Raw genomic sequence first — 26441 nt, 5'->3', positions numbered from 1 at the left:
GTTGACGTTCGGGACTTCGACCGCATCTCCAACTGACAAGCAAACATACGAAACGGAGTCAGTGGCGCACTGACACCGGAGTCAGCCCATAGAGTGATAAGCAAAGATGTATATGCTCATCAGTTGTCGTATGACCGCTTGGCGCAAAGCTGTCGTTCGCTTTCGCGCCAACGTCGTAGAGCGAATCTAAAATGCAGCCTCGGCGCAAGACGGCGTCGAAGCGCGCTCGGCCCATGCCGGGAGACGCGACATTGAACGCAACTCCCGATCAGGGTTCGTTGAGTTATTCGGCTGCAATCGTGTGCACGATCCCGCCTTGGTCGGCGTTTGTGAACACGAAGCCCTCGTAGCCGTTCTCCGCGACCTCCGCGCACCTTCTGCGGTATCCGCCGACGCCCTCCGGACCGAGGTAGGGCAAGAACCGACGCGCCTTGCCCTCTATGTTGGCGCCCATGTACCAGGAATTGGTGCCGGGCATCAGGGTTGTATTCACGACCTCGGCGACATGGGCGCCCCATGCGTCCTGCGCCTGCCGGCTTGCCTCAATCGTGGCAAGCTTGTTTCTTCGCATGTGGGCGATGCACTCGGTGATCCATTCGACATGCTGCTCTATCGAGACCGGCATGTTCGACAGCACGGAGGGGCTTTGCGGGCCGGTGATCGTGAACAGGTTGGGATAGCCGGTGATCGCCACGCCGAGATAGGTCTGCGGGCCATCCGCCCATTCTTGCGCCAGTGCCCGGCCGCCGCGCCCCTTGATACCGAGGTTCTTCAGCGGGCCGGTCATCGCGTCGAAGCCGGTGGCTATGACGATGATGTCGAGCGGATACTCCTTGCCACCCGCGCGAATGCCATTCGGCGTGATCTCCTCGATTGGACCATCGGTACTCGCGTCCACCAGCGCCACGTTCTTCTTGTTGAACGTCTCGAAATAGTTGGTGTCCAGCGGTTGGCGCTTGGTGCCGTAGGGGTAGGTCTTGGGCGTCAACTTCTCCGCGATCGCCGGGTCGTTGACGACCGAGCGGATCTTGCGCTTGAGGTATTCGGCGATGACATCGTTCGCCTCCTTCGAGAAGAACATGTCCTGATAGTTCGCCAGCCAGAATGCGAAGCCACCGGCGTCCCACATCCTGTCGAACTCCTGCTCGCGCTCCTCGGGCGTTGTTTCCAGCACCGCCTTCGGTATGAAATTCAGCTCGAACCCGAAGAAGGAATCCTTGATGCGCTGGCGGATACCGTCGTAGTCGGCCTTGCGCGCCTTAGTCACCTCGGGGTCGATACGACCGTTGCGCGCAGGCACGCAGAAGTTCGGTGTACGCTGAAAAACCGTGAGGTGCTTCGCCTGCTGCGCGATCTCCGGGATCGCTTGCACCGCCGTTGCACCCGTGCCGATGATGCCGACACGCTTGGCCGTGAAGTCGACGCCATCGTGCGGCCACTGGCTCGTGTGGTAATACTTGCCCTTAAAGGAGCTCAGCCCCTCGATTGGCGGCATGTTGGCGATCGACAGGGCACCGACGGCCGGAATGACGAAGCGCGCCGTGACGGCATCGCCTTTGTCGGTGCGCACGGTCCACAACTCGGTGGCGTCATCGAAGACCACTTCGACGACACGCTTGCCGAACTGGATGTCGGGCTTCAGGTCGAAGCGCTCGGAGCAGTGCTCGAGATAGCGCAAAATTTCATCCTGCTCCGGATAGCGCTCGGACCAGTTCCATTCCTGCAGCAGGTTCTTGTCGAAGGTGTAACAGTAGATGTAGCTGTCGGAGTCGCAGCGCGCGCCGGGATAGCGATTCCAGTACCACGTGCCGCCGACCCCGTCGCCAGCCTCGAACACGGTGACCTTCAGGTCAACCTTGTCGCGTAGCGAATGCAACATGTACATGCCGGAAAATCCGGCGCCGATGATGACCGCATCGAAGTCGACTTTGGGTCCAGTCCGTTGCGTCGCTTGCACATTGTTCATGACGTACCTCCCGTTGTGAGCGTTCTCCCTGCATCTCTTTTCATTCGACTGTCGTCATGCGCGGGCACCCGCCTGCGGGACCAGAAGATCAGCAGGTGGCACATCGCAAAGCCCGCGCCCTTGACGTCGTCGCTCGATTGCGAAAGCGGCGGCGCGCCGTGGCCCGGGTAACCCGCGCTCGTCAGCACTACGCCGCGGCGCGCGCTTCGCCGGTCGCATAGGCGGCCGTCTCGAATTCCAGGTAGCCGCCGAACGAAGTCGGGTCGCCGAACGGCAGGATCTGCGTCGCCCAATACCCGCCGAACCCGTTCTTGCGGTCAATCCAGAAGAACGTGTTGGCGAGCCCGGCCCAGCCGATCGCTCCGGCCGGACGGCCGGTAGGCGCGTCCTCGTCGTTGACCATGAAGGTGAGGCACCAGGATTTCTTCAGGCCAGGGAAGAACTCGGCGTCGTTCGACAGCATCGGGATGACGCCGGGGAGCATCGTGACCGCCTGGTTGATCTGCAGGCCGTTCCGTACAGCGGATTCGACCGTTTCTTTCCTGAGCACGCGTCCTTGCGGTCCCGCCCCGTCGTTCAGCCACATCCGGATGAATTTCATGTACTCGCCGATCGAGCCATAGAGACCGTGCCCACCCATGTGGACTTCCGGCTCAGGCGGCAGCTGCATATCGGGAAGGGCGATCAGGGAGCCGTCTGCCTCGCGCTGATGGATGGTGGCGAGGCGCGTACGCATCGAAGGGGTCAGCGAAAAGGCGATGTCCTCCATTCCGAGCGGCGTAAAGATGCGCTCCCTCATCACGTCGCCGAGGCGCTTGCCGCGGATGCTTTCGACAACCTGTCCGGCCCAGTCGATGTTGCTGCCATATTCCCATTTATCGCCGGGATCGAACAATAGCGGAGTCATCAGTGATGCTTTCGAGCAGGTCACCACGCTCGGCTGGCCGCGCTCCTGCGCCAGACGCAAGTAATTGGCGTTGAAGAAGTCGTAGCCGAGGCCCGCGGTGTGCAGCATCAGCATGCGGGTGGTGATGTCGCGCTTCGGCGGTCGCAGCTTCGGGTTTCCCGTGGCGTCGAACCCGTCGAGGACCTCGAGCTTGCCAATGTCGGGCACGTAATTTTTGGCTGGGGCGTCTAGGTCGAGCCTGCCGTCCTCGACGCATTGCAGGACCGCCGTGCCGGTGATGGCCTTTGTGGTGGAGAAAATGGCAAACACGGTGTCGGTCGTCATGGCCTGACCGCCGCCAAGACTGCGCTCGCCGACTGAGCCTTCGTAAATGTTGGTCGAGCGATCCGTGATCATCGCCACCACGCCGGGAACGCGGTTCTTACCAGCCACGACTTTTTGCAAGATCCCGTCACATGCGCTTTTCAGGTTGTTACCCATAGACGTTTCTCCCTTTGCCAAGTTTGATCACGTGCTTCTCGGTAATCCGCTGGCGGTTCGCGCCGGATAACGTAAGCGTACAACGATTTTTTTTGAGTATCGGCCTGATCGTCCCCGATCATTGTAGCGCGCATGAATCCCGCCGCGGTCGTGGCAGCAATGGTGACTGGAGTTGTTGATCATGGGCAGCTCCAGGTCATCGCATTTCGACCGAGCACTTGAAGCGTAGACCGTTTTCCTGTGATCGGCCATGTATTCCCCCTGCGATTCTTTGCTCGGGCAGGTCAGCGAAGCTGACACTTGATCTACGCTGAAACGTATCGCTGGCAATTTATGGCTTCTCTCTCGTTGCACTAGCAGACGAGGTCCGGCGAGAAGCTCCTCTTGCCGCACCGGACGCGGATCTCAGCTCATCGCGCAGATATGGGCAAAAGCCGTTTTGGGCTGACGAACGAATTGTTTAGAGCCGGTGATGCGTTTGCGCGCGGCGACGTGAGGGACCAATGTTAAAAGAGCCTTCCGGCTAAGCAAGTCATACAGACGGAGTCTGCTCGCGGACTGATAAAGCTTCGAGCAAAAATGGGGTCAGTCGGCGACTGATAAGAAATTGCCGAAAGCTGTCCAGTTCGCGACTGATAAGGAAGTTACCAAAATGTTATCAGTTCAGCGAAAAGGCGGCGCTGGCACCTCGCTAATCACACTTCCACCTTCGACGATGATTTCGGAGGTCCGCGCTTTGCGATCGCGATTTCAATGGTGCTAGATCTACCACCTTGCACGTTCCTCGCGGGACTACGAACGATCAAACCGACGATCGCCGCAAGCACCAATGGAAGTATTGCGCATGCGATCATCTGGACACGCGCACGGTCTTCCCGTTGAATGATGCTGAGCTCGGCTTACTTGGATTGGAATAGCGAAGACACCGTGAGCTGGGCCAAGTGCGGCTGCCGCGATAAGTGACCTGCGTTACCATGAGCCAAAGGGGGTGTGCAATGTCCCGCCTCGTCGACCGAATCTACGAATGCGCCTTTGTACCAGAGCTCTGGCCGGAGATAGGTAGCCTATGAGCTAGAGCCGACGACAGCCGCACCGGGTCGTTTACTCGATCACCTCATCTGCGCCGGCAACGAATGCAGAGGAGAATGCTTGGCCTAGCAGTTTGGCCGCCTTCAAGTTGATAACGAGCTCCACCTTTGTAACAAGCTGGACTGGAAGATCAGAAGGCTTTTCCCCCAACAGTACCCTTCCAGCATAGAGCCCCGCGCGCCGATGCGATTGCATGAAATCTCCTCCATAGCTCATCAAACCTCCAGCAACGGGAAAGTCTCGGGTCTGTGTGACCGCGGGCACACGATACTTTGTCGCAAGATGAGCCAACTGCGAACTGCGAAAGGCAAAGTAGGGATCGGAGGTAAACACAAGTCCACTTGCTCTATCCCTAGCTGCGGTATCGAACACCGTTTCAAACTCATCTTCCCTACTCGCGTGCAAAATATCCAATCGAACGCCCAAGGTGCCTGCAGCTGCGTCAAGCTTCTGCAATTGTGACTGCACGGTCGGACTTGTCGGGTTGGCGACAACCATCAGTTTCGTCGCCGTGGGCACCAGGTCGCACATAAGTTCAAGCCGCTTTGGCGAAACGTCGACACTCAGGCTCGAAACTCCCGTGATGTTTCCGCCCGGCCGCGACAAGCTATCGACCACCCGTAGCTGGACGGGGTCGCCGCCCATCTCAAAAACGATCGTCTTGGTCGAACTCGCAGCTTTGGCGGCGAGTGCCACGGGAGCGCCCCCAGGTGCCACGATGATATCCACATTGCGTGCGACCAGTTCGGCTGCCAACGCAGGCAATCGAGAATACTCACCGAGGGCCCATCGATAGTCGAGTTTTACATTGCGGTCCTCGACAAAGCCCGCTTCTCCAAGCCCCTGCTTAAAGGCCTGAAGTCGAGTGGCGAAGAGCTCGGGCGATTCCGGACAAAGATAGCCAATGACGGGCACAGAAGGTTTCTGCGCAAAAGATTTAGTTGTCCACGTCGCAACACCCGCTATCAGAAGCAGGACATCACGCCGCTTGGCACGTCTTTGTAGCGTTACCGCTCTGGAGTTGGTGCACCTCATGGCTACGATCCCGCGCCTCGGCCGATTGCCAGAGCATAGCCCGGAATGCCAAAACAGTCCTCGACGAGATTGTGCGCATCCGGCGGTCAGGCTCTGCTACAGACAGCTGAAGGATATCCTGAAGATCGGAATAGCTTCGTCGAATCCTTTGATTTTGCGGTCCCCAAGCTCCTCAAGGGGCCGCTTGCCCTTGGCGGCTGATGCGACTTCGGCGTCGATCAGAATTTCCTTGTCTGCGGCAGATGCGCACAGTCGGGCAGCGAGATTCACAACACTGCCAATGGCGGTGTAGTCGAGCCGGTCCTTGTAGCCGATCCGGCCGACTGTGGCGGGCCCGCTAGCAAGGCCGACTCCGAAACCAACGTGGTAGCCATGCGATCGCCAACCGGCGATCAGGGCTTGCACGTTCTTTTGCATGTCAACGGCGAGATCGATTGCTCTCAAGGCAGGCTCTTCGATGGGGACAGGGGCGTTCACCAAAACCATCAGTCCGTCTCCAGAGAAATTAATCAGCGTTGCTTCAAATTCCGCAATGACCCTGCCGAGGGTTTCATAGTACTCCGACAGTACGCTCATGACCTCTTCAGGCGCAGCTCCTGCTGAAAACGCGGTGAAACCTCTCAGATCGCAGAACACAACGACGACTTCCGTACGGCGGCCGTCCAGCACACTGTCGTCGCCAGCTCTATCCACGAGATCGGCGACCTGGGGGGCAAGGAACCGCTTGAGCTTGGCTATGCGCTCCTGGTGCTGTTGTGCCTGCTCCAACTCAGAAGCCATTCTGTTGAAACTGTTTGCGAGGCGCTGGAACTCATCCCGGGTGTGGATCGAGATGCGGTGGTCAAAGGACCCGGCACCAATCCTCTCGGTGCCTTCCTCGAGCAATTTAATCGGCACCGTCATCCGGTCCGCCAGTACATAGGCCAGAATGCCTGCGAGTATGCTGCTCATTGCCAGAAGCATGACGGTCCGCCATAGGGCGGCATAGAGCGGCGCGTAAGCTTCAGATAAGGGCTGCTCGACCACGACTGTCCAATCGGGTCCCTGTACTGGAGCCGCGCTGGCAGCAACATAGTGCCCCTGTGCATCCCGGCTCGTTGCGAAACCTCGTCCCGGCCCTATCGCGTCCCGTAGAGCCCGGAAAGGTTCGGAGGTTGCTTCTTCCGCCCCGCGCAGAACGAGGCTGATGTCGGGATGGGCGACTAGGCGGCCCGATCGGTCCAGAACGAAGGCGTCGCCGGTTTTTCCAATTTTGATCGCGGAGATCACGTCCCAAATCAGCTTGAGGTTAACTTCGGCGACGACAGCGCCGACAGCCGGTCGATTGCCGACAATCGACACCGTCAGGTACGGTTCGGAGCCTCGATTGTAGCTGACCTCGCTAAACCAGACCTGAGCTAACCGGCCGCCAACGATGGCGGGATCGGCTGATCGATCCACGCGGCTCTCAATTCGATTGAGGCCGATCCGCGAGATGTAGAGACGCTCCAGACCATTGCCGTCGAGGAGCGCAAGACTACTGATGGCGGGCGCCTGGCGAAGGAGACGCAACGCGTCGGTTCGCCGGCGTTCGTCGGGCTCCTCAGTCCACGGAAGCTGAACCAGCCAACCAAGCTGAGTTGTGACACCGTGGATGAAATCGTGTATTTCGGCAGCCGCAGATGTCGATTGGAGACCAAGCCACTGGTCAAGCCTAGCGCGCTGATCGCGATAGCCGAACCACCCTTCGATAACGCCGTTGAAAGCCAGCGGGATAGCGACAGCCACGAAAAGCGCGAGCAAATATTTATGAAAGAGGCTGCGAAACCGATCTTGAGGAATCATGATCCGGTCTCCTGTACAATCAAAATGGATACTATGGCCTAGAATAACATGTCGCTCTCCCCCCAGCGGAGTTCATTCAAACTTTAAATTCGCAACACCAGGGTCTCTCCTGACACACTGGCCGTCACAGCCGATTGGGCGGCGTCCGGGTATTGAACAGGCGCACAGCGTCCGTCGTGCATTGCCAGTCGATCATCCGCACCAAAGAGACAAAACACGACTTGATGCATTCTGGCCGTTAGCCCGAAGGGCCGCCAGGCCATCGCAACGTCGCCTCTCGGGCATAGATCGGACATGAGAAAGCTCGTCTAGAATCGCCGCTTGTGACCCCTTAGCTGACCTTCCGTGAGGTGCAGCTGCGATGTGCTATTTGAGGCAAGGCAGACATTCCAGATCGCTGACTGATAGCGTTTCATACGAAACGGCGTCAGTTGGCCAACTGAGAAGGTAATACGCAAAAGCTTATCAGTTGGGCGCTGGACGGGAGGTGGATGCCTGATTGGCCCGAACAGCAGACCGCAGCTAAAACCGCTGGAATGTCAACTGTGGGGCCAGAAGCGGAGATGGTGCCAATCAGTTGAGAGCTTATCGAGCGCTATGCGATGCGCGTGCTACGGCTCATCTTATTGATGTGACGACGCAAACAGCAAAGAGTCCAGCGGGCATAGGAGATTGCGGCCTGCCGCGCGCCCGCAGAAGGCGATCTAACCTGTTGCGCGCGGGAGCATGCCCGTTGCTGCAATCTCTGCCGAAAGCTCTTCGATCGTCTTGCGTTGCTCCATGGCGGCTTTTCGGATCAGCGCAAAGGCGGCAGGTTCGGCAAGCACATGCGAATGCATCACCTGGAGAACAGCGGCAAGTACGACACGACGTGACCGCAGGCGCTGCTCGAGCTTGACGATCTGTTGCTTCAATTCGCTTGTGCGTTCGTTTCGCTCGAACGCCATGACGAGCGCTGCATAGATGCCGGCCGATCGCAGCGGCTTGATGAGGAACGAAGCAGGGTCGAGCTCGAACACCAACTTCAGGCGGCTTGGGGTCTCGGTGCCGACCAGTGCGATGACAGGTGACCGCGCCAGGTACGCGCGTTGCGCCGGCTGCAGCAAGGGTAGAAACTCGTCATCGATCAGCGACAGGTCCGGTGCGAAGCCGACGGGCTCACCCGGCGTCCATGCGACACCCGCGATCCCAAGACGCTCGAACTGGCGTCGCACGATGGTTGCATCGCGTTCGTCCTTGATGGCAACGAGCGCCTTGCGTCCGCGCAGCGAAAACGAAGACGGTCTGCTCATTTCACAACCCGCAAATGCGGCGCGTTCGGCAATGCGCCGCCCACCGAGATCTCCCTCGAAGGGCTGACCGCAACGTCGAGCTGCGTCAGGTAAGGATCAGGCTTAACAGGCGCGTCGGCTTCCCAGAAGATATCAAATTGGCCGTGCGGATTGGATACGGCCAACCGCGGTGTAAGGACGCAATGATTGTTGCCGCCGTCGATCCAGACCGGCCCTTGCGGCGAATTGTAGCGATAGCCTGCCGCGGCGCGCCGCACCTCGGCGATGTCGGATGTGCCCGCGCGCTGCAGCGCGCGGGCCAGCAAATAGACCGCAACATAGGCGGATTGCCCGTCGACGGAGGGGCTGCTGTCGTCACCATACCGCGCCTTCCAGCGCCCGACGAACGCGCGGTTCTCCGGCAGGCGGATGCTCTCGAAATAGGCCGACGACGTGATGCAGCCGGCCGATGCCGGTCCGATGATCGCGAGTTCCGGCTCGCAGAGGCTGCAGCTCAACATGGGAATCTCCAGACCCGCGGCCTTGGTGCCGGCGTGAAAGGCGCGGATGAAGTCGTAGCTCGAGCTTCCGACCAACGTATTGAACACGACTGGCGGTTTGCGACGAACGATCTCGTCGACAATGTGATCGACGGCACTTTCGCCGAGTTCGAGCAGCCGTTCGGCGAGGATTTGGCCATCTGCCGCGCTGACCAGTTCACGGGTGACGCGATTTGTCTCCCAAGTCCAAACGTAGTTGGAGCCGACGCAGAAGATCTCCCGTGACAGATTGTCAAGCACGTATTGGACGAGCGGCAAGACGTTGTGATTTGGAGAAGCGCCGACATAAATCACGTTGTCGGAGCACTCGAAGCCTTCATAGCGCGCAGGATACCAGAGTAGGCGATCGGTGCGCTCCACGATGGGCAGCACTTGTTTGCGCGATGCCGACGTGTAGCAGCCGATGATGTGCTCGACGCGGACATTGCGGATGAGGTCGTCGCAGACCTTATGATACTCCGAGATGACGCCGTGGGGATCGCGTATATGGGGAGCGATCGAGAAATCAAACTCCGCCTGATTGTTGATCTCGTCGACCGCCATTATGGCGCTCTTGAGGATCTCGCGGCCCATGGCCTGATAGGGCCCGGACTGCGAGCAGATGATGCCAACGGGAACAGACGGTTTTGTCATTGCCGACTTTCGGTAGCGCAACGCGACGATGAAATCATCACCGGGGATAGTAGTGCAAGTGGCCTGCCGTTTTGCTGCGCAGCACTATCGAAATTTAGGCAGAGAGCATCGTTGACAATGCGATGGGCAGTTACTTAGACTTTTCTCCTAGGGGTCACCTTCCGAACCTTGCGTGCGCCGATCTGGCCGATGACGTCCAGCTCTTTGCACTAAGTGCTTCGTTCGATTGTGGACCCTAAGCGATAGATCATAGCCGCGGCATCTGAGCCATTCGTCGCCTCATTCGGGAGGGACGGGTGGCTTTTTTCGTTTGCCTCCGGGGAAGCTGGCGATGCGTCCGCGTCGCCAGTGAGGATAGCGCCTGCGTGAAGACGACCGTGTGTCACATCGAGTGGGAGGATGATAGGCGATGGCGACAACAGATCTCCACTATCTAGGACTCGTTGACGTCGGGCGGAAGATCCAGGCGAAGGAGCTATCGCCGGTCGAAGCGACCAAAGCGATGCTCGGGCGGATCGAGCAGCTCGACGGCAAGCTCAAGAGCTTTGCTTATGTAATGGCCGACTCGGCGCTCGCCGAAGCGGCGGCGGCCGAGAAGGAAATCGCTTCCGGCAAGATCAGGGGACCGCTGCACGGCGTGCCGGTGGCGGTCAAGGACCTCTGCTGGGCAAAGGGCGCGCCTGCCGCGCACGGCATGACCATCCATCGCGACTTTCGTCCAACCGAGGACGCAACTGTCGTGACGCGGTTGAAGGAAGCCGGCGCAATCATTCTCGGCAAGCTGCAGCAGACCGAAGGCGCTTACGCCGATCATCACCCGAAGATCGACCCGCCGAAAAATCCGTGGAACGCGGATCTCTGGCCCGGCGCGTCCTCGAGCGGCTCCGGCGTCGCCACCGCGGCAGGGCTCTGCTTCGGCTCGCTCGGCACCGATACCGGCGGATCGATCCGCTTTCCGTCCGCGGCCAACGGTGTCACCGGGCTGAAGCCGACCTGGGGACGCGTCAGCCGCTATGGCGCGTTCGAACTCGCGGCGACGCTGGACCACATCGGCCCGATGGCAAGGAGCGCGGTCGACTGCGGCGCCATCCTCGGCGTGATCGCGGGTCAGGACCCCAAGGACACGACGTCGGTCCCGCTGCCCGTGCCCGACTATCTCGCTGGTCTCTCCGGCGACCTGCGTGGCGTGACGATCGGCGTCGACCGGCGCTGGACCAGCGAAGGCACCGACGGTGATGCGGCTATGGTATTGACTGAGGGGTTGCGTGTGGCGGCCGACCTCGGCGCGAAGATCAAGGAGGTCATGTTCCCCGATCCCAAGGCGGTCATCGACGACTGGTTCCCGCTCTGCGGCATCGAGGTGGCTGTCGCGCACGAGGACACTTATCCCGCGCGCAAGGACGAGTACGGCCCGGCGCTCGCGAGCCTGCTCGATCTCGGCCGGCAGCAGTCCGGCATGGACTATCAGAAGATCGTGCTTCGCCGCGAGGCGTTTCGTGGCGCCGTCCGCCTTCTGTTCGAGTCGGTCGATCTCCTCGCGGTGCCGGCGCAGGCATTCGCGGCGCCAACCCTCGCCAAGACGGCGGCCCTCGGCGAGGACGCCTCCCTCATCTCTGGATTGCTCCGCTTTACGTGTCCGTTCGACATGACGGGAAGCCCGACCGTGACGCTGCCCGGGGGCTTCACCGCAAATGGCGGTCCGGTCGGCTTCCAGTTCGTCGGCCGTCACTTCGATGAGGCCGGCCTCGTTCGCGCAGGCGATGCGTTCCAGCGCGTTACCGACTGGCACAAGCGTCATCCCCCGATCTGAGCTGAGGAGCCGATCACATGTCCGAAGACTGGTTGAAGACATCCATCATGGCTGAACGCGCAGTCGCCAAGGGTGCGATCGGCGCGACGCATAGTCTGACCATCGAGCAACAAGGTAGCTTTCACTACGTCTACGGTCCCTATGCCAAGCCGACCTTGTCCATCGATCCGGGCGGAGTGGTCGTCGTCGAGACGGAAGACGCCTTCGGCGGCGTGCTCACCAAGGAGAGCGACAGCCCGACGGCCAAACTGAACTTCCCCTATCTCAACCCGCAATGCGGACCGATCGCCGTCAAAGGCGCCAAGAAGGGCGATTGCCTTGCAATCTATATCCGCGATGTCGAGACGCGGGGTGAACAGCCGGCCGGAACGACCTGCATTATTCCGGAGTTCGGGGGGCTGGTTGGAACAAGCTCGACGGCGCTGCTCAATCCGCCCCTGCCGGAGCGTGTGAGGAAGCTGCATGTCGACAGGAACGGCGTACGCTGGAACGATAAGATCACGCTGCCCTACGAGCCGTTCATCGGCACAATCGGCGTCTCTCCGGAGATCGAGGCGATCTCGTCGCTGCAACCCGACTACCACGGCGGCAACATGGATCTGCCCGATGTCGCTCCCGGAGCGATCATCTATTTCCCGGTGCATACCGAGGGCGGGATGCTTTACGTCGGCGACTGCCATGCGACGCAGGGCGACGGTGAGCTCTCGGGCGTGGCGCTGGAGCAGCGCGCAACCGTCACGTTGCAGGTCGACCTGATCAAGAACTGGAGCTTCGCCTGGCCGCGGCTCGAGACGAAGGACTTCATCATGACGATCGGCAGCGCGCGTCCGCTTGAGGACGCGGCGCGTATCGCCTATCGCGAACTCGTGCGGTGGATGGCGGCCGATTACGGCTTCGACGAGATCGACGCCTACATGCTGCTCAGCCAAGCCGGCCGCATGCGGCTCGGCAACATGGTCGATCCAAAATACACGATGGGGGCATCGATCCTGAAGAATTACCTCAAGCCATGACATCCAGACACTTTCAGAACAGGGAGATATCACGATGAATTCGGGACGTAAGCTCAGAATGGTCTTGCTTGGCGCCATGCTCGGTACAGTGGCAGGCGCGAGTGTTGGTCGGGCGGCGGAACCGCCGTTGAAGGTAGGTCTGCTCGAGGACGTGTCCGGCGACCTCGCCTTCATGGGAATGCCAAAGCTGCATGGATCGCAGCTGGCAGTCGAGGAGATCAACAAAAGCGGTGGCATCCTGGGGCGACAGATCGAGCTGATTCACCTTGATCCGCAGGGCGACAATGCGCGCTATCAGGAGTTCGGCCGTCGACTGCTCAACCGCGACAAGGTCGACGTTCTGATCGGGGGCATCACCTCGGCTTCTCGCGAGGCGCTACGTCCCATCGTCGATCGCACCTCGATACCGTACTTCTACACCAATCAGTATGAAGGCGGCGTCTGTGACGCCAGCATGATTAGCATGGGCGCAGTGCCGGAGCAGCAATTCTCAACATTGATTCCATGGATGGTCGAGAAATTCGGAAAGAAGGTCTATGTCATCGCCGCTGATTACAATTTCGGTCAAATCTCGGCCGAGTGGAACCGCAAGATCATGAAGGATCTCGGCGGCGAGGTCGTAGGCGAGGAGTTCATCCCGCTCGGCGTGTCGCAGTTCGCGCAGACGATCCAGAACATCCAGAAAGCGAAGCCGGATTGGCTACTCACGATCAATGTCGGCGCTGCGCAGGATTCATTCTTCGAGCAGGCGGCTGCGGCCAACCTCAATCTGCCGATGGGATCGTCGATCAAGGTCATGCTCGGCTTCGAGCACAAGCGGTTCAAGCCGCCTGCGCTTAACAACATGCATGCGACTGCGAATTGGTTCGAGGAGATCGACACGCCGGAAGCGACCGAGTTCAAGCAGCGCTGGCATACGAAATTCCCTGACGAACTCTACATCAACGACATGGGCTACAATGCCTATAATGCGCTCTATATGTACAAGGCGCTGGTCGAGAGAGCGAAGTCGATCAAGCTCGACGACATGCGCAAGGTGATCGCGACCGGCGATGCATGCATCGACGCTCCCGAAGGCAAGGTGTGCATCGATCCGAAGAGCCAGCACACCTCGCACCGCATGCGTCTGATCTCGGTCGGGCCAAAGCATGAGGTGAAGGTCGAGAAGGACTATGGCACGATCCAGCCTTATTGGCTCGGCGAGATCGGCTGCGATCTGACCAAGAAGAACGACAAGGATCAGTACACGCCGAACCATCTTCCCAAGAAGTCGTGATGTTCGGGCACGGATCTTGCTCGTGTTGAGTCTTACGATCCTGAACAAGGCCGGCGCCGCAACGATGCGGCGCCGGGATCACAGAGGGACCAAGATGTCGGCTGAAGTATTCTCGGTATTCTATCAGTTCGCCGACGTGTTCGCGTTCCTCATTCTCTCGGCTGCAGGTCTTGCCATCGTGTTCGGTATGATGGGCGTCATCAACATGGCGCATGGCGAGTTCATCATGTGCGGCGCTTATGTCACCGTCGGCCTTGTGAATCTGGGCGTTCCGCTCGCAATTGCGCAGATCCTGGCCGCGCTCACGGCGGGGCTCATCGGTGTCCTCGTCGAGTTCCTGGTCGTGCGGCGCTTCTACAAGCGGCCGCTGGACTCTCTGCTCGCGACCTGGGGCCTTAGTCTGATCGTAACGCAATCGATGCTTCTGATCGTAGGCTCTGCGGTGCGGGGCATCGGAACGCCCGAGGGAAGTTTTGCGATCGGTGGCTATACGTTTTCGACCTATCGTCTGGTGCTGTTCGCGTGCGCGGTAGCGGTGCTGGCCGGTCTTTACATCATCTTCATGAAGACGCGATTCGGCGTGATCTCGCGCGCGACGATGCAGAATGCGGCCATGGCGAAGGCGCTGGGCGCGCGCACTGGCCGCATCTATGCGATCAGTTTCGGAATCGGCACGGGTCTCGCCGGGCTTTGCGGGGCCCTTTACGCACCAACCATGACGCTGATCCCGACCATGGGAGCGACCTTCGTGGTCGAAAGCTTTGTCACAGTCGTGATCGGAGGGGCGAACGTGCTGCTCGGAACAGCGCCAGCGGCCGTGTTGCTGGCCATGATCCGGATGGCGCTGAACGCGAGCTACGGCCAGATCATCGGGCAGATTGGCATGCTGGTCGCTGTTATTTTGATCATTCGGGTTCTGCCCGAGGGACTCTCCAGTGTTCTAGTTCGTCGTGGGCGCTAAAGGGAATCGTGATGTTGAAGCTGCTGGAAGGTCCGCAGACACTCGGACGTGGCAAGGTCTTCTGGTCCAGCTTCCTTGTCGTGCTCGCGGGCGCGCTGACATATCCGCTGTTTGCTGATTCCTACGACGTTGGCAATTTCGCCTACTTTCTGATCTGGATCTTCATGGCGCTCGGCCTATGCTTGATGTGGGGTTATGGCGGCATGCTATCATTCGGCCAGACCTTGTTCTTCGGCATCGCCGGCTACGGGTACGGCGTGCTCGCGATCAACATGGGCGGCGGCACAGCAACGATCGCCGCGCTGATGCTCGCCGTCGTCCTAGCGATGGGGGCGGCGGGCATCCTCGGCTATTTCATGATTTGGGGCGGTATCAGCGGCATCTTCTTCGGTATCGTGACGTTGTCTGCGACCCTCGTGCTCGCCTTCTTCCTTGGCCAAACTGCAGGGCCGGAGTGGCACATAGGCTCGGCTCGGCTCAACGGCTTCAACGGCATGAAGGGCATGGACCCGCTGACCGTGGGCGACTTGTTTATCGAAGGATCGACGCTGTACTACGTCATGATCGCGTTGATCGTGATCGTCTACCTCGCGCTGCGCATGCTGGTGAATTCGGGCATAGGCAACATCATCGTGGCAACGCGGGAAAACCCGCAGCGTGCCGAGATGCTAGGTTACGATGTCCGAAAATATCAGCTGCTGACCTTTGTGATTGGCAGCGGCCTCGCGGGCCTCAGCGGCGCGTTGTACACGTCATGGGGGCAGTTCATCACGCCGTCCAGCATCGGTCTGCCTGCTGCGGCGATGCCTATCATATGGGTGGCTTTCTCCGGACGGAGCGATCTGACCGCGACGCTGGTCGGATCGTTCCTGCTGCTGTTCGGCTTTCAGACCATCACGGTCTATAGCCAGCAGGCAGCACTCGTGTTGATGGGGGCGCTGCTGCTCGCCACGGTGATGCTGGCGCCGCAGGGTTTTGTGCTCGGCATCGGCAAGCTTGCTGCCGACTGGTGGAGCGGGCGTGGTCGGCGCAAAGGGGCCCCGTCATGGCGGAGGGCTTGCAATCGGAAGAGACCTGATCATGGCGCTGGTTGAAGTCAAAGGCGTATCCAAGCGTTTTGGCGGATTGACCGCAGTCTCCGACGTCGACCTTACGGTCAACGCCGGCGAGGTCCACTGCCTGATCGGACCCAATGGCGCCGGTAAGAGCACATTGTTCAAGCTGATGGTGGGTCTTTACCCGCCGAGCCAAGGCAGCATCCTGTTCGATACCGTCGACATCACGGCTGAACGTCCATATGCGCGCGTGCAGCGGGGCATGAGCATCAAGATGCAGGCTCCGAGCGTGTTCAAGGAGCTGCCGGTCCGGCAAAACATCCGGATTGCGCTCCAGGAGCGATTATCCGGTGCGGAACGCATCGCCGAGCAGGATCGCCTGCTGACTCTGCTCAACCTCGGGCCGGACAGCGAGAAGCTCGCGGGTGCGCTGTCGCATGGCCAGCAGCAATGGCTCGAGATCGGGATGGCTCTGGCGCTGAAGCCTCAGCTCCTGCTGCTGGACGAGCCGACGGCCGGCATGTCTCCGGATGAAACGTTCAAGACCGGCGAGTTGATCAAGTCGTTCAATGCCGAAGGCATGACGGTGCTTGTCGTCGAGCATGACATGGCATTCGTGCGTCAGGTTGCCCAGCGCGTCACGGTGTTGCATCTCGGCAAGATTTTCGCGCGCGGTGATCTCAAAGACATCTTGCAGGACGAAAAGGTCGCGCAGATCTATCTCGGTAAGACCCATGCTCACTAAACCCAATCCCACTGACCAGATTCTCGACGTATCGGAATTGTGGGCGGGATACGGTGCGACGCCGATCCTGCAGGGCGTCACCATGTCGGTCTCGCGCGGCGAGATCGTCGGCGTGATCGGCCGTAACGGTGTAGGCAAATCGACTCTGATGCGGTGTCTGATCGGTTTGCTGCAGACCTGGCGTGGCACGATCAGCTTCATGGGGCAGGACATCACAAAGCTCGAAGCCGACGCGCGGGCGAGGGCAGGCTTCGGCTACATCCCGCAGGGACGCGATGTCTTTCCGCAGATGACTGTCGAGGAAAACCTGCAGGTGGGAGAGTTGATTGGCGGTCCCGGTGGCAAGAAGCTGCCTGAACTCGTCTATGAGTATTTTCCGCGACTGAAAGAACGCCGACGGCAGGCCGCAGGCACCATGTCGGGCGGCGAGCAGCAACAGCTCGCCATAGGCCGTGCGCTGATCGGCAATCCGTCCTTGATGATCCTGGACGAGCCGTCCGAGGGTATCCAGCCCTCGATCGTCCAGCACATCTGCGAGGCGCTGAGGTCGTTTCGGAACGAGCTCGGCACCACGATTATCTTCGTGGAGCAAAATCTCGACACGATCCTGGCGATCGCCGAGCGTTGTTACATCATGGAGAAGGGCAAGATCACGCAATCGCTGGCAGGTGGCGAGGTCAACGAGGACAATGTCCGCGAGCAGCTCCTACTCTGAATGGCCACATGGCATGTTTTCAAGTCGTCAATAGGGAGGGAATGGACATGGATCTGGGACTCAAGGGAGCGAAGGTTCTCGTCACCGGCAGCACCAAGGGGATCGGCAGGGCGATCGCTGATACATTCGCGGCGGAGGGCGCGGATGTCGGAATCTGCGCGCGCAACCAGGCAGACGTCGATACCGCAGTCACCGCGATCAAGGCCAAGGGCATCGCCGCGTATGGTAGCTCGGTCGATGTCTCGAACGGTCCGGCGCTCAAGGCCTGGGTCGAGGACATGGCCTCCAAGCTCGGCGGCATTGACATCGTCGTGGCCAACGTTAGTGCGCTGTCGATCGGTCAGGACGAGGAGAACTGGGAGAAGGAATTTTCGACCGACATGATGGGTACGGTGCGGCTGGTCAATGCAGCGATGCCGTATCTGGAGAAGAGCAAGGCCGGCGCGATCGTCACCATCTCCAGCGTGTCAGGCCGCGAGGTCGATTTCGCCAGCGGTCCCTACGGCACGTTCAAGGCCGCAATCATTCACTACACGCAAGGACTTGCCTTCCAGCTTGCCGGCAAAGGCATCCGCGCCAATTCGGTGTCGCCGGGCAACACCTATTTCGAGGGCGGTGTCTGGAATCAGATCAAGGACGGCAATCCCGAGCTGTACAAGAGCGCATTGGCGCTGAACCCTACCGGCCGCATGGGCACGCCACAGGAGATGGCGAACGGCGCGGTGTTCCTCGCCAGCAGGGCGGCGAGCTTCATCACGGGAACCAACCTCGTGGTCGATGGGGCTCTCACGCGCGGCGTGCAGTTCTAAGCATCGAGAGCCCCATGGTCACCGGATCGCGTCGGCTGCGGCGCCGGTGGCCTAAACCGCTTTCGACAACAAGAAGGCTGTCAAATGTCGGCAGATCCAATTCACTACAAATCGATTATCGAGCTCTCCGATCTGTTCCGCCGGGGCGAGCTGCTGCCCTCGAAGGTAACCGAGGCCATAGTGAGCCGGATCGACAAGCTCGATGGAAAGTTCCACAGCTACGCACTCGTTCTCGCTGAGCGCGCCATGGCGCAAGCGAAGCTATGTGACGCCGAGCTAGCGAAAGGCATCTGGCGCGGACCGGTGCACGGCGTGCCGATCGGATTGAAGGATCTCTGCTACACGACCTTTGCGCCGACTGCGGGCGGCACGACGATGCACGCCAAATTTATCCCGCCCTTCAACGCGACCATCGTGGACCGGCTCGAGCATGCCGGCGCCATCATACTCGGCAAGCTGAAGATGACTGAGGGCGCCTACACCAGTCATCATCCGAACGACGAGGCACCTCTCAATCCTTGGGGCGTCGACTACTGGGTCGGCTCTTCCTCAAGTGGATCGGGCGCGGCAACGTCGGCGGGCCTATGCTTCGGTTCGATTGGCACTGATACTGGCGGCTCCATCCGGTTTCCGTCCGCAACCTGCGGACTGACAGGAATCAAGCCTACCTGGGGACGCGTCAGCCGTCACGGCGTGTTTCCGCTGGCGGACTCGCTCGACCATGTCGGGCCGATGTGCCGGAGCGCGGCCGATGCCGCCGCTATGCTTGGCGTCATCGCGGGCGCCGATGTGAATGATTCCACGGCCCTGCAGGCGCCGGTGCCGAACTATCTGGCCGGTATCGGTGACGGCATCCGGGGCGTACGGATCGGCGTAGACCGCAGCTACATCCAGGACGGGATCGATTCGCAGGTCGTCGCTGCGTTGCTGGAAGCCGAACGCACGCTGGCCGCGCTCGGTGCCGATATCCGCGAGGTCAAGTTCCCGGCCTACGAGAAGCTTGTCAGCATGTGGATCCCGATGTGCTCGATCGAAACGGCGGAGGCGCACCTGGAGACCTATCCGTCGCGAAAATCGGAATACGGCCCCGATCTGGCGCAGCTGATCGAGCAGGGCAGGTCGATGAGCGGTGTCGAAATCGCGCAGATCCATCATGAGCGACTGAAGTTTTGCGGCAGTCTCGCCGCCTTGTTCGGCGATATCGACCTGCTGCTGATCCCGACAATGCCTGTGCCGATCCCAACGCTGACCAAGATGGGCGAATACGGTGCCGATCCGAACGTGCTGCTCAGTATCCTCCGCTTCACCGCAGTGTTCGACTTCTCGGGCAGCCCCACTATCACACTGCCGAACGGGATGGCGTCCGACGGCCTGCCGCTCAGCATGCAGTTGGTGGGTCCTCATCTGTCCGAGGATGTGCTTGTCCGCGCTGGTCATGCCTTCCAGTCGGTGACGGACTGGCACACCCGGCGCGCGCCCATTGAATGAACGGTGTCACGGAACACCAAGACGCGCGCGCAATCTCCTAGCCTGCGGAGTCGCCTGGAAGATAGGGCTCATTTAGCGAGTCCGAGACGAAGTGGGGTTGGTGAGCGCAGCAGTCAGTCGGCAACCGATATGGCTTGTCGCAAATGGAGCAGTTTCGCGAACTGATAAGGAAATTGCTGAAACCTTATCAGTGCGCACGGCGAGCAGGGAGTCACGCTTGTGAACGGCCCCCTCTGGCGGGAAGCGGACATTCGCCCGAAGGCTGATTTCAGGCAGGTGCGGCCTTCAATCGTCCGCAGGAGCACCGGGCTTCGCTACTGCACTTGCAAACAGCACTTTCGCAGTTGCTGACACACCCGTGGTACCGGGGCAAGCTGAGAAATCAAGTTGCCCTGGAAGTCCTTGGCTGCACGGACTGAGATGGAAAAGAAAGCCGAGGGCAGCGGCTGCTTTGAACTCGATGACGCCAAGGGCAAGGACGGGCAGTACGACAGCAAGCTCGAGAAGACTTTGAGACGATCGCGATGCCGCGACCAAGCCTGAGCGAGGCCTGTGCCGCGGTCTAGCAATGCGGATTTTCTGGAGCGGCTGTTAACCCTGTCGGCAAACGCTCTGCACGTGGGGCGCGTTGTCAGGTCGGCCGCCGCCAAGTTGCCTCATTACATCGGAGAATTCTAACCGGCGCCATTTCAAGCCGGAGGCATCATGCTGAGAATGATGTTGTTGGGCCTCCTCATCCCACTGGGTGTGGGAGTGCTTGCGGCAATGGAACTCAAAACTCCAGCGAGGAGTGTAGCAGTGCCTGTCCCGCCCGTTGCCGAGATAGCCGCAGGCGTTTCCGAGCCACGCGGTGCGTTGGCCAAGGCTGATCGACTTGGAGTCGCCGCTGGGAGCATCGAGACACCAGCGCAGCCTGCTCTCGTCGATGAACGCAATTCCTCGCCGGAAGGCAGCACCAGTGTCGGTCCATCGGAGCCGCCGAGGACGATGAACTCCCATCGGCACGATCCCAAGCCGAAGAAGGTCACCACCGCCCCTTCTCCAAAGTCGAAGCCAAAGAAAGCCGAGGTCAAGCAGACCACAACTACCGAACGGCGAAACGCTGCCGGGAACGCCGAACCTTGCCGGCTAGGCGCGTTTGGTGGCTTGCTTAAGGCTTTGGGTTCAGCCGACTGCGACTTCTAATTCACCGACCCGTCGTTCCCGCTGAATCGGCCTCGGTCGCTCTAACTGCGCTCCGGTCAAAAGCTGATTCCTCGGAACGGCCACCTCTGGCACGAAGCGGGTAGTCGCAACATCGGCTACCGACATGCTTCTGTCTTGCCGACCTATCCCGGTGGACGCGGATCGGGTGTCGTCGGCTAAAATGTCCAGGTCGCGGTGGACACAGAACACCATCTGATCGTTACGCACGAGGTCATAAACATCGGCAACGACCGTGGGCAGCTTGCTCGGATGTCGAAGCAAGCCAAAGAAGTGCTCGAAGCGGACAAACTCGAGGCAGTCGCCGACCGTGGCTACTTCGATGGAGAAGAGATATTAGCCTGCGAACAGGCTGGCGTTGCAGTCACCTTGCCCAAGCCCATGACGTCGAACGCCAAGGCGGAGGGCCGGTTCGGCAAACAGGACTTCGCCTACCTGCCTGATGAGGACGTCTACCGCTGCCCATCCGGCCAGCTGCTGCCTATCACTACACCAACATCGAGCACGGAATGACGCTGCGCCGTTACTGGTCGACAGCAGCGTGCCAGGGCTGCGTGATCAAGAGCCAATGCACGCCGTCAAAGCAGCGCCGCATAACGCTCTGGGAGCATAAGTATGTGATCGAGGAGGTCCAGAGACGGCTCGATTGCAATCCCGACGCCATGCGGACGCGGCGCGAGACGGTCGAGCATCCCTTCGGCACGATCAAAGCCCATGTGGCTGCGACGCACTTCCTGATGAAGCGCCTACGGAATGTAGCCGCCAAGATGGCCTTGCACGTCCTGGCCTATAACCTCACCCGGGTGATGAACATCGTCGGCAAACCGAGCCTGATTGCAGCTATCCGAGCCACCTGAAGGCGGGAAGCAGCGGTCTGCACGTGATCGGCGCAGATCCGAGCGTTAAACAATATTGGTTTTTGGCGGCTCGCTCAACGGACCAGTATGACCGAGAGCACTCAATTTACCGCTGATGGCCCAGACCAATTCCCAAGTACAGCGCCTTCTGACGCAGCGAGCCCTCGGTTCGCTTGGTCTCCTTGGCAATCCTCGCGACAGGCGTCCGCGCCTTTGAGTGCGCTTTCAGTTCCTTGATGTCGTCCTTAGTCCACTCGCGACGAATTACTTTTTTCTTCCTGGCCAACGTGACGCTCCTTCGATGTTGAGGGCGCGGTCTAACAACATGGAGCGTGGTTCGTAAGCCGGGTACCTATCCAACCACCGCGCAACGAAACTTAAGCGCGTCTTCACCGACAGGAGTGACGGGCATGTTCAGGTTGTTAGCTGCGGCTTGGCGGACTCTAACTCCTCTCGAAGTTGGAGTGGCAATCCATCCGCTTTCCCTAGAAATTGCCAATCCGGTGTAAGGCCAGTAATCTTTTGCACTAGCAGAATTCCGATGTTTTTTGACAACGGGTAGCCGCGCACACCGGCGACCGCCTGGCGCGACTGATTGCGCACCGTGCCGTGGGTGCTTCGCTGCTTGAAATGGGCGAGTTCGAGACGGCGAGGGCACAATTGGAACAGATCCTTGCAATCGACGAAGCCGAAACGGACGAGTCTCTCCCGGTGCTCTACGTTACAGATCCGCGCGCGTCAGGTCTTGCCTATCTGGCACTCTGCCTGTGGGCCTTAGGATACCCCGACCAAGCAGTCGCGGCGGCCCAAAAAAGGCAATCATACATGCCCGGGACGCAAACCATGCGAATACGAGCGGTGTCGTTGGCATCTACGCTGGCGCACAGCTGTCCCTGTTGGTCGGCAACACGAAAGACGCCAAGAGGTACGTTGAGGACCTGAACGCACTGCTCAACACTGCCCCCGATCTCATCCCAAATCCACTCAGTACACCCCCCATATAGTTCGTACCGTTCGCGCAAACGGTTCGTCGTTCGTCTCAATATATGACGATACCGCTGGATACATCGCTACCTCCGCCCCCGGAAACGCATTGAGTAGGTGGATCATTGAAGCAGCCGACCCTCACGCCCCCGCTGGACGAAAAGCCACAGCTTTGGTACCCGACGCAAACCCTTACGCAGCTGGCGCATGATCCCTCGCCGACGCAGCGGCTGCACCTCGGCGGAGTACCGCGCCCGTCACACCCCCCGCCACCACCGCCGCCATTCGAGCGCAGCATCATTTCATACTGCTGTTCTGCGTCTTTGAGCATGGGCACCGGCCAAGACCACGAGATGAAGAAATCTTTTGTGTCGGCATCGCCGGAATCGATCGGGAGGGGTGTGTCCTTGACGGCGTCCTCCATGCACTTGAGAGCTGCGTGGTTCTGCTCATGGTCGAGCACCGTCGAATGGGCCAGAATCACCGTTTCGGGCATCCAGTACTTGTCCCGCCTCGCGAAGGTGTACTCCATCCTGATATCGCCCGTTCCTTTGAGGGAGTCCCAGCAACTCTTGAGACGGGTCGTCACCTTGTCATGAAAATAGGTGGCGACGCGCTTTTGGGCCGCAACCTCCTTCGCCAGTTGACCCTTGGAAAGCCTCTCAGGACCAAAGCGTCCGTGAGCAGTGGGTCGGTCCAGCATATCGGACTCGCTCGTGGATTGAGCCGGCGTGCCCGACTGGGTCGGCTTGTCGGCTGGACGGGATTGAGCGACCGTGACTTCGTTACTGGACTGGCCGTGTTGGGACAGGCCGGGGGTTGACCCAAACAACGCAAACACCAGGCCGAAGACCAGCACGAGATATTTCTTCCGATTTGGCGCGAGCGACAGCAGGCTCAAGATCACGGACAATCTTCTCATTGAAATCCTCCGCTAGCTACGCGGGCGGGCCACTAGTGGCCACGCACGAACCACGACCTGTTCGTTGCCGTCTGTCTGTTTCTGGCACATTTGCGCCGGTTAGACCGCGGCCTTTCCAATAGCATCCAGCAGGATATGACCTGCGAACGGCTTGCGCAAACAGGCGATGCATCCGGCGTCCATTGCCTCATTGCGTGTGGTCTCGTCGTCCTTCGCGGTCATGAAGATGACGGGCCACTTCGATCCCGATGCCGCAAGCCGGCGCTGCAGCTCGATTCCCGACATTCCCCCGAGGTGAATGTCAAGCAGCAAGCAAGTTGCCGTCTGCACGCTGTCGCTCTCAAGCAACGCCTCGGCCGGGGCGAACGTACGGCTCTCGATGCCGTGGTGGGCTAACAGCCGCGCCACGCTCTTTAGAAGGCCCGCATTGTCATCGACCGCGATCACGACTGTCGGCTGCGCCATCATTTCCGTGTCCAGGTCGAGGCGCATATGGCCCCCGGGGGGGCGGCGCCCCTTGATCTGGATCAATGGAATCTAGTCCGCCATTAACAAACGAGAGGGTGGGTGGCTTACGCAGTGCACTTCCGGAGATGGCACGAACCGACTGTTACGGAGTGGGCAGAGCATGTCCGGTCTGCCCGGCTAATTCAGACATCAACTTGTTCCGCTATGGCTAGGGCGTCATCGACTTCGATCCCGAGATACCTGACTGTGCTTTCGATCTTGTATGCCCGAGCAAAAGCTGGACAGCCCGGAGATTGCCTGTTCGCCGATAGATCAACGTCGCTTTCGTCCGCCGCAGTGAATGCATACCAAATAGCTTCGGGTCGAGCCCCACGCTTCCGATCCAATCCGACATGAGCGGGGCATATTGGCGCGTTGTTATGTTGCGGCCAGGATCGCGACGGCCGGTGAACAAGAATTCGCCGGGCCGTTTAGCAGTGGCCTTGAGATAGTCATCGACGGCCTGACGGTCTGCTCGCTCAATTCAAATCTGACAGGACGCCCGGTTTTCTTTTGACGAACGGTTGCGCGATCCGCCGTGTATCCGCCGGTGACATCCTGGCGTTGCACGCGTTCCCTAGCTGTTCAGCTGCCGTTCTCGTTGACGTTGAAAATACAACCTGGAATCGCGATTGCGGTTGTATGAGAGAACGCATGGGAACGCCGCATCAGTCTGGTGGTTGGAGAGTCGTAGGTAAGGTAGGTAGACTGTCCCGCCGTCGGCTCTCAACACCGGCGGCGGGCTTTTTGTGAGTTGCGTTAATGGCAAAGCGTACCCGAGCACCGGCCAAGAAGCCGCGAGCTTCCATGCCGGGCTTTATAGGCCCCCAGCTTGCGACCCTGAAGATGAAAGCTCCTTCGGGGGCTCAGTGGATTCACGAAGTCAAATACGACGGCTACCGCATCCAGCTCCACATCGACCGCGACAGCCGGAAGGCGTTCACCAGGGACGGCCATAACTGGGTCGACAGGTTCTCGGTCATTGCAGGCGCCTTCGACATCGAAGGTCAAGCCATTGTCGATGGTGAGGTGGTCGTCATCCACGAAGAGCGCACCAACTTCTCCGAACTTCAGGCCGACCTCGGCAGAGGCGACCAGGACCGCCTCGTTTTCTTCGCGTTCGATCTCCTGTGGCTGGATGGCAAGGACCTTCGCAAAATGGCTCAGCTTGCCCGCAAGGAGCTCCTGAAGCAGCTGATAGACGAGAACGAGCTGGAAGCACCAATCTTCTACAGCGAGCACCACGAAGGCGACGGGCAGGCGCTGTTTGAGGCGGCGAGCAAGCTCAACTACGAGGGCATCGTGTCCAAGCGGGTTGATGCGCCGTACCGGTCGGATCGGGTCGAGGCCTGGCAGAAGATCAAGACGGTGCAGCGCGAAAAATTTCCCGTCGTTGGTTTCGTCAAGGACCCCTCCGGCGTTGCCGCCCTCTACCTCGGCAAGCAGGAAGGCAAAGAGCTGGTCTACATGGGCAAGGTCGGCACGGGCTGGAGCCGGACCAAATCGGTAGAGATTCGCAAGGCTCTCGATACGGTCGTCAGCCCGAAGCAAAAGCTCACCAAGCCTGTCAAAAAAACGAAGGCCACATGGGTCGAGCCGAAGTTCTACGCCGACGTCGAATACCGGGACATCACCTCTGAAGGCCTGCTGCGCGCCAGTTCTTTCAAGGGGCTCAGCAAGGGAACGGGGCGTTCCTGACGGCGTTTTCTCCGCGAGTAAGTGGAGTACCGGCATGCCGGATCGCGTAACCCAAGCCGTAAAAGAAGCCCAAGCCATCCTGGCTCGCTATGTCGAGCCTGGCCCACGGGACTGCGAGAGTACAATCAATGACCTGCTGGCCGTTCTCGACGATGAGCGGCTTGTACAGGCGATGGAGCAGGAAGATGAGCGACAATCTCACCAAAAAGGGACCAGCGCGACCGTAGCAAAATCAACATGCATGAGGACTCCGAGGTCAAATATTGGATGAAGGCGCTTGGTGTCTCCAAGACGAGCTGCAAGGGCTGTCGACAAGGTAGGCAATTCGGCCGCCGCCGTTCGCAAACAATTGGCGGCGTAACCGAGGCGCGCGGTATGCTTGCGATCTCTGGAGCAAGGCCCGCGCGCTTTTTCATGCCATGACCAACCCCAGCTGTCCCATCTGCTTTGGCTTAGGCTTTGTCTGCGAACCACCAGGACCAAGCCCGGAGCGAAGAGTTCGGCCGCCAGTGACCCGGGCACCTGCAATGGCGCTAAGCAGAGCCTACTGACTCGCCTACCTATAGCCCGCGAAGACATGGTGAAGAACGAGGGCGGTCACAGCGCCTATGAGCACCGTACGCTAACGCGACA

The 26441-nt window shown here is 59.8% G+C and carries 20 protein-coding genes and 2 pseudogenes; 12 read left to right on the top strand and 10 right to left on the bottom strand.

Annotation, left to right across the window (positions count from 1 at the left end; translation table 11 throughout):
* Positions 1-283 precede the first annotated feature (283 nt).
* From AC0L23_RS34505 to AC0L23_RS34480, 6 genes are all read right to left on the bottom strand, one after another.
* On the bottom strand, positions 284-1966 hold the full coding sequence (locus AC0L23_RS34505) for a flavin-containing monooxygenase (RefSeq protein ID WP_473358022.1): 1683 nt from the start codon (positions 1964-1966) through the stop codon (positions 284-286).
* Between the two features lie 187 nt (positions 1967-2153).
* Positions 2154-3353, bottom strand: a complete 1200-nt coding sequence (acmB, locus tag AC0L23_RS34500; protein WP_473358021.1) for a methyl acetate hydrolase AcmB — start codon at positions 3351-3353, stop codon at positions 2154-2156.
* A gap of 1101 nt (positions 3354-4454) precedes the next feature.
* Entirely contained in the window at positions 4455-5477 is a 1023-nt protein-coding gene (locus tag AC0L23_RS34495) for an ABC transporter substrate-binding protein (protein WP_473358020.1), read from the bottom strand.
* 96 nt (positions 5478-5573) lie between these two features.
* On the bottom strand, positions 5574-7301 hold the full coding sequence (locus tag AC0L23_RS34490; RefSeq protein WP_473358019.1) for an adenylate/guanylate cyclase domain-containing protein: 1728 nt from the start codon (positions 7299-7301) through the stop codon (positions 5574-5576).
* A gap of 704 nt (positions 7302-8005) precedes the next feature.
* The gene (locus AC0L23_RS34485; protein ID WP_473358018.1) at positions 8006-8515 is read right to left on the bottom strand and encodes an ANTAR domain-containing response regulator; all 510 of its coding nucleotides are present in this window, start codon (positions 8513-8515) and stop codon (positions 8006-8008) included.
* 74 nt (positions 8516-8589) lie between these two features.
* Positions 8590-9765: a transporter substrate-binding domain-containing protein gene (locus AC0L23_RS34480; protein ID WP_473358017.1), complete on the bottom strand. Its 1176-nt coding sequence runs from the start codon at positions 9763-9765 to the stop codon at positions 8590-8592.
* Positions 9766-10174: 409 nt separating this feature from the next.
* Here AC0L23_RS34480 and AC0L23_RS34475 point away from each other — a divergent pair, with 409 nt between their 5' ends.
* From AC0L23_RS34475 to AC0L23_RS34430, 10 genes and pseudogenes are all read left to right on the top strand, one after another.
* A complete protein-coding gene (locus AC0L23_RS34475; RefSeq protein WP_473358016.1) occupies positions 10175-11575 on the top strand; it encodes an amidase in 1401 nt (466 codons plus the stop codon).
* Between the two features lie 17 nt (positions 11576-11592).
* Positions 11593-12588 (top strand): acetamidase/formamidase family protein, encoded by a 996-nt coding sequence (locus tag AC0L23_RS34470; protein ID WP_473358015.1) that lies wholly within the window; start codon positions 11593-11595, stop codon positions 12586-12588.
* Between the two features lie 58 nt (positions 12589-12646).
* Complete coding sequence (locus AC0L23_RS34465; protein ID WP_473358036.1) at positions 12647-13864, top strand: urea ABC transporter substrate-binding protein; 1218 nt, start codon at positions 12647-12649, stop codon at positions 13862-13864.
* A gap of 94 nt (positions 13865-13958) precedes the next feature.
* Positions 13959-14825 carry an ABC transporter permease subunit gene (locus tag AC0L23_RS34460; RefSeq protein WP_247288216.1) on the top strand — a complete coding sequence of 289 codons (867 nt, stop codon included), beginning with the start codon at positions 13959-13961 and terminating at the stop codon, positions 14823-14825.
* An 11-nt stretch (positions 14826-14836) separates the two neighbouring features.
* Positions 14837-15919, top strand: a complete 1083-nt coding sequence (locus AC0L23_RS34455; protein ID WP_473358014.1) for a branched-chain amino acid ABC transporter permease — start codon at positions 14837-14839, stop codon at positions 15917-15919.
* Positions 15906-16625 (top strand): ABC transporter ATP-binding protein, encoded by a 720-nt coding sequence (locus AC0L23_RS34450; RefSeq protein WP_473358013.1) that lies wholly within the window; start codon positions 15906-15908, stop codon positions 16623-16625. The genes AC0L23_RS34455 and AC0L23_RS34450 overlap by 14 nt, the downstream gene beginning before the upstream one ends.
* Positions 16615-17340, top strand: a complete 726-nt coding sequence (locus tag AC0L23_RS34445; protein ID WP_473358012.1) for an ABC transporter ATP-binding protein — start codon at positions 16615-16617, stop codon at positions 17338-17340. The genes AC0L23_RS34450 and AC0L23_RS34445 overlap by 11 nt, the downstream gene beginning before the upstream one ends.
* A gap of 47 nt (positions 17341-17387) precedes the next feature.
* Positions 17388-18149: an SDR family NAD(P)-dependent oxidoreductase gene (locus tag AC0L23_RS34440; protein WP_473358011.1), complete on the top strand. Its 762-nt coding sequence runs from the start codon at positions 17388-17390 to the stop codon at positions 18147-18149.
* Between the two features lie 84 nt (positions 18150-18233).
* Entirely contained in the window at positions 18234-19637 is a 1404-nt protein-coding gene (locus AC0L23_RS34435; protein WP_473358010.1) for an amidase, read from the top strand.
* 1338 nt (positions 19638-20975) lie between these two features.
* Positions 20976-21697 (top strand): annotated as a pseudogene (locus AC0L23_RS34430) (transposase); the annotation flags it as partial.
* A 106-nt stretch (positions 21698-21803) separates the two neighbouring features.
* On the opposite strand, the gene AC0L23_RS34425 reads toward AC0L23_RS34430, so the two are convergent.
* From AC0L23_RS34425 to AC0L23_RS34410, 4 genes are all read right to left on the bottom strand, one after another.
* The gene (locus AC0L23_RS34425) at positions 21804-21983 is read right to left on the bottom strand and encodes a hypothetical protein (protein ID WP_473358009.1); all 180 of its coding nucleotides are present in this window, start codon (positions 21981-21983) and stop codon (positions 21804-21806) included.
* Between the two features lie 753 nt (positions 21984-22736).
* The gene (locus AC0L23_RS34420) at positions 22737-23603 is read right to left on the bottom strand and encodes a hypothetical protein (RefSeq protein WP_473358008.1); all 867 of its coding nucleotides are present in this window, start codon (positions 23601-23603) and stop codon (positions 22737-22739) included.
* A 99-nt stretch (positions 23604-23702) separates the two neighbouring features.
* Positions 23703-24095 carry a response regulator transcription factor gene (locus AC0L23_RS34415; protein ID WP_473358007.1) on the bottom strand — a complete coding sequence of 131 codons (393 nt, stop codon included), beginning with the start codon at positions 24093-24095 and terminating at the stop codon, positions 23703-23705.
* Between the two features lie 184 nt (positions 24096-24279).
* Positions 24280-24525, bottom strand: a complete 246-nt coding sequence (locus AC0L23_RS34410; RefSeq protein ID WP_473358006.1) for a tyrosine-type recombinase/integrase — start codon at positions 24523-24525, stop codon at positions 24280-24282.
* Between the two features lie 347 nt (positions 24526-24872).
* Here AC0L23_RS34410 and ligD point away from each other — a divergent pair, with 347 nt between their 5' ends.
* Together ligD and AC0L23_RS34400 are read left to right on the top strand one after the other, a co-directional pair.
* Entirely contained in the window at positions 24873-25808 is a 936-nt protein-coding gene (ligD, locus tag AC0L23_RS34405; RefSeq protein WP_473358005.1) for a non-homologous end-joining DNA ligase, read from the top strand.
* 185 nt (positions 25809-25993) lie between these two features.
* Positions 25994-26169, top strand: a pseudogene (locus AC0L23_RS34400) (DUF3606 domain-containing protein).
* Positions 26170-26441: the final 272 nt, after the last annotated feature.

The organism is Bradyrhizobium sp. MI1.4 (assembly GCF_055811315.1).
The sequence above is the reverse complement of the archived record's forward strand: the minus strand, read 5'-3'. Positions and strand labels throughout refer to the sequence as shown.

Coding starts and splice junctions, on each gene's coding strand:
- AC0L23_RS34505 (WP_473358022.1), bottom strand. CDS start 1,966: ATGAACAATGTGCAAGCGACGCAACGGACTGGACCCAAAGTCGACTTC.
- acmB (WP_473358021.1), bottom strand. CDS start 3,353: ATGGGTAACAACCTGAAAAGCGCATGTGACGGGATCTTGCAAAAAGTC.
- AC0L23_RS34495 (WP_473358020.1), bottom strand. CDS start 5,477: ATGAGGTGCACCAACTCCAGAGCGGTAACGCTACAAAGACGTGCCAAG.
- AC0L23_RS34490 (WP_473358019.1), bottom strand. CDS start 7,301: ATGATTCCTCAAGATCGGTTTCGCAGCCTCTTTCATAAATATTTGCTC.
- AC0L23_RS34480 (WP_473358017.1), bottom strand. CDS start 9,765: ATGACAAAACCGTCTGTTCCCGTTGGCATCATCTGCTCGCAGTCCGGG.
- AC0L23_RS34475 (WP_473358016.1), top strand. CDS start 10,175: ATGGCGACAACAGATCTCCACTATCTAGGACTCGTTGACGTCGGGCGG.
- AC0L23_RS34470 (WP_473358015.1), top strand. CDS start 11,593: ATGTCCGAAGACTGGTTGAAGACATCCATCATGGCTGAACGCGCAGTC.
- AC0L23_RS34465 (WP_473358036.1), top strand. CDS start 12,647: ATGGTCTTGCTTGGCGCCATGCTCGGTACAGTGGCAGGCGCGAGTGTT.
- AC0L23_RS34460 (WP_247288216.1), top strand. CDS start 13,959: ATGTCGGCTGAAGTATTCTCGGTATTCTATCAGTTCGCCGACGTGTTC.
- AC0L23_RS34455 (WP_473358014.1), top strand. CDS start 14,837: ATGTTGAAGCTGCTGGAAGGTCCGCAGACACTCGGACGTGGCAAGGTC.
- AC0L23_RS34450 (WP_473358013.1), top strand. CDS start 15,906: ATGGCGCTGGTTGAAGTCAAAGGCGTATCCAAGCGTTTTGGCGGATTG.
- AC0L23_RS34445 (WP_473358012.1), top strand. CDS start 16,615: ATGCTCACTAAACCCAATCCCACTGACCAGATTCTCGACGTATCGGAA.
- AC0L23_RS34440 (WP_473358011.1), top strand. CDS start 17,388: ATGGATCTGGGACTCAAGGGAGCGAAGGTTCTCGTCACCGGCAGCACC.
- AC0L23_RS34435 (WP_473358010.1), top strand. CDS start 18,234: ATGTCGGCAGATCCAATTCACTACAAATCGATTATCGAGCTCTCCGAT.
- AC0L23_RS34420 (WP_473358008.1), bottom strand. CDS start 23,603: ATGAGAAGATTGTCCGTGATCTTGAGCCTGCTGTCGCTCGCGCCAAAT.
- AC0L23_RS34415 (WP_473358007.1), bottom strand. CDS start 24,095: ATGCGCCTCGACCTGGACACGGAAATGATGGCGCAGCCGACAGTCGTG.
- ligD (WP_473358005.1), top strand. CDS start 24,873: ATGGCAAAGCGTACCCGAGCACCGGCCAAGAAGCCGCGAGCTTCCATG.